This window comes from Streptomyces sp. NPDC059037, from assembly GCF_042740015.1.
Classification (GTDB): Bacteria; Actinomycetota; Actinomycetes; order Streptomycetales; family Streptomycetaceae; genus Streptomyces.
In genome coordinates, this window is record NZ_JBHYIG010000198.1 from 1 (window position 1) to 3436 (window position 3436).

A 3436-nucleotide genomic window follows, 5' to 3' on the forward strand; every position below is an offset into this window, starting at 1 on the left:
CGACACCGGACGGCGTCCGCGGCTCACTCCCCCTCCGGGTGCCTGAGTTGCTCGATCGCCTTGTCGACCGCCTTGTGGGGCAGCCCGGTCCTGCGGCAGAGGTCCTTCGGCTCCAGGCTGCTCAGCACGTCGTCGACGGTCTTGTCCTCCAGGCTCGCGATGTCCATGACGTAGCGCTGGACCCGGTCGACCGGATCGGTCTCCCTGGACCGCTGCGCGGGGATGTGGAAGGCATCCCGAGCCCCCGCGCCGATCGGCACCCGCTCCTGCTCCACCCATGTCGTCCACACACCGCGCCCGACGAGGTGTTCCGCCACGTTCTCCGCCACCGAACCGTCCTGGAGGACCCCCGGGTCGACCGAGTCCGCCTTGACCAGGAGGCGGCAGGACGCGGCGAGCATGGGCGGCGACACGACGGGCGCCACCGGTTCGCCGATCCGTGTGGAGAGCGCGGCGATGTCCGGATGGTGCGGGGCCTCGTGCACGAGGTTGCCCACCAGGGTGCCGATCCGCTCCAGATCGGGCACCGGGTGCAGCAGCAGGGCGTGCGCGCCGATGATCCCCATGAACGGGTTGAGGGTCTTGGCGTCGAGCAGTTCGACGAGCTGCCGGGTCGACACCAGGTCGATGCCCTGCCGCAGTCCGGAGAGCGCGGCTTCCAGGGCGAGGCCGAGCGTGCGGTCCTTGGACTCCCATCCCGCGCCCTGGCGCACCATCTGGATCGAGGCGAACTGGGGCTGCGGGCCCTGCGGCCCGTTGCTCACGAACACCAGGGTGGTCCACCCTTCGAGCACGTGCAGCGCCTGGGCGAGCGGCAGCCCGTCGGCGGGCGCCCTGCGCATCCGCAACCGGTAGCCGCCCGGCGGCAGTTCACCGCTCCAGGCCGACCATTCCTCGCCTCCTGACGGCTCCCAGCCGCCGGCTCCGCCGTCCACGGGTGTGCCGTCGTCGCCGGCCACCTCCAGGGCGTACGGGTCGAGCTGCCAGCCCCGGCGCAGATTGCGGATCAGCACCATCAGGGTGGGCGTGCCCGCGCCGTGGGTCACGTGCGTGCTCCAGCGCTGCGCCGCCGCGCGATGGTCCTCGCGGGTCGTCGGGGTGCCCTCGACCGGAGTGGGCGTGGGCATGCGGGGCAGCGCGAGCCGTTCGGTGAACGGCTCGGTGCCGACCTCGACGAACCGGCTCTCGACCTCGCCGCCGAAGCGCTGCTCGATGCGGTAGATGCCGGGCGGCAGCGTCGTGTCGATGGTCCCCATCGCGTGCGCCACCTCGCGGAACGCGGAGTCCGTGACGGTGACCAGGACCGACGGGGTGTCCGGGATGACGACGAACGGCACCCCGGCCGCGGCCTCTTCTCGTGCGTGCCGCCGGTCCTCAGAGCTGGACACCATTGCCACCGCCTGTCATTACCTCGAAGAATCCGCCGTCCCGGAAGTCCACCGCGTTCACGCTCTCCGGCATGGCGCGGTACATCCCGGGCTTGAGCTTCTCGACGCTTTCCGCCGCGTCGACGTGCAGCCTGATCGGTGGTTCGCCGGGGGCGCCGCCCCGCAGCTGCACCCAGCCGCGGAAGCCTTCGGGGAAGCGCAGCGTCACCGGGGCCGACGGGTCCTCCACACCTCGCGTGAAGACCATCGGGGCACTCGCGCCCGTGATGAACCTGGCCTGCTGCGGCACCAGCGCGTCCCCGGTCCTTGCCCGCACCGATGTCGTGACGTAGTTGGCGAGGCCGTCGGAGGTGACCGTGCCCGCCGGGGTGGCGCTCGCGCCGCGCAGCCCTTCGAGGACCGCGGTCGTGAAGTGCCCCCTTGCCCCGTCGCGGTCGGCGATCTGCTCCTCGTAGGCGGGGTCGCCGAGCGATGTCGCGAAACCGACGAAGTAGTCGACGTCGTCGGGCGCCTCGGTGTTTCCGGTGAAGGGCGGGGCGAAGGCTTCCACACCGCCGAAGCGGGTGCGGCAGCAGTCGGCGAGGAAGACCACCTCGTGGAACGGCGACGCCGACTCGTACCAGTTCAGGTACTGGCGTACGGCGATGTGGCTGCCCATGTAGTCCCGCGCGGCGTTGGCCATGAGCAGCGCCGCGTCGCTGTTGTTGGACGGCGAGAACCCGTGCCCCGCCAGGAAGACGTACAGTCTGGTCGCCCGCCACGCGTCGGACTGCTCCTCCTCCGGCCTGGCCCTGACGGCCTTCCCCACGGCCGTGTGCGAGCGGTAGAGCGCCCGGTCGACGTAGTCCCTGGTCGGCACGGCGCTCAGGAAGTCGTCGGTGCGCTCGTCCTCCTCGGTCGCGGTGACCAGGTGGACATTGGCCGCGGGCACGGCGCCTCCCCCGGGGTCGACGAGCCAGTCGTGGAACCGGCAGGCGTCGCCCCGTGCCCCCTGTAGGTCGCCGATGGCCGGGTATCGGTTGATGCCGACGACCACTGCGTAGTGCAGATCGTTCATGCGTATCTCCCCCGTCGGTGGCGTCAGTCGGCGAGCATGTCGGCCATGCTCGCGAGCACGTCTGGGTCGTCGTCGAACGCGGTGTGGCTGATGGCGCCCGACCGCCGTCCGCGGCCGCCGTCGCCCGGTGACCACACGGTTCGCGCGGGGTTGGCGCTCAGGAAGCCGCGCAGGTCGGCCGAGTCGCGGTCCACGGCCGCCGCGTCGAGGTACCAGTGCTGCATGCCGGCGACCGGAATGACGGCGGATTTCTCGTCCTGCCCGCGTTCCAGGACGCCGGAGATGAAGTAGAGCAGCGACCTCGGGTACAGGAACGGCACCAGGTGGTCGGCCCGCTCCGCCTCGTCCGTCATCGTGAACATCCGGAACCGGTCGAAGAGTTCGGCCTGGCGGCGTACGACGGGTGCGAACTGCGACACCGTGCAGGCGGGCGCGAGGAGCACCACGTCACGGAAGCGGAAGTCGGGCGGCAGGGGGTCGTCCGCGGCGGCGCGCCTGCGGGCGATGTCGTCGAGGAGGTTGCCGATGAACACGGCGCCCGCGCTGTGGCCGACGACGGTCACCTGGGGCCGGGTGCCGGTGGCGAGCAGTTCGGCGAACCGGTCGAGGAAGTACCGTCCGGCGCGGGCCTCGTCACTGGCGGCGAAGGTGTCGGCGGTCTGCCGTTTCATCGCGTCCCAGATCGCCGCGCCCACGCCGGCCAGGTAGAACTCGCGGAGTATCTCCTCGACGACCGTCGGGTAGAGCCCGTGGTCGGTGCGCCGCCGGAACCGTCCGACGACGGCGGCCACCACGCGCACGGTCTTGCGGACCAGCAACGCCGTGCTGACCAGGGCGCGTTCCCCCGTCCCCGCCCGGTCCACGAGTTCGGCGACGATGTCCGGTGACATCAGTGTGGCCGCCGCGGCACGCCCCCCCCAGGCGGGGCGCGCCCCCGCGGGCGGGGGGGCGGGGGTGGGGGGCGCGGCCCCCCGGGGCCTGCTTCGTCGGG

3 protein-coding genes are annotated in these 3436 nt (G+C 72.0%); all 3 read right to left on the reverse strand.

The window, feature by feature from the left end; genetic code table 11:
• Window positions 1–23: 23 nt before the first annotated feature.
• From ACFWY6_RS31600 to ACFWY6_RS31610, 3 genes are read right to left on the reverse strand one after another with little or no spacing between them, the layout of a single operon-like run.
• On the reverse strand, window positions 24–1391 hold the full coding sequence (locus tag ACFWY6_RS31600; RefSeq protein ID WP_384697595.1) for a hypothetical protein: 1368 nt from the start codon (window positions 1389–1391) through the stop codon (window positions 24–26).
• A complete protein-coding gene (locus ACFWY6_RS31605) occupies window positions 1375–2445 on the reverse strand; it encodes a hypothetical protein (RefSeq protein ID WP_384697598.1) in 1071 nt (356 codons plus the stop codon). Before ACFWY6_RS31605 ends, ACFWY6_RS31600 begins: the two co-directional genes overlap by 17 nt.
• Before the next feature lie 23 nt (window positions 2446–2468).
• A complete protein-coding gene (locus ACFWY6_RS31610; protein ID WP_384697601.1) occupies window positions 2469–3335 on the reverse strand; it encodes a hypothetical protein in 867 nt (288 codons plus the stop codon).
• Window positions 3336–3436: the final 101 nt, after the last annotated feature.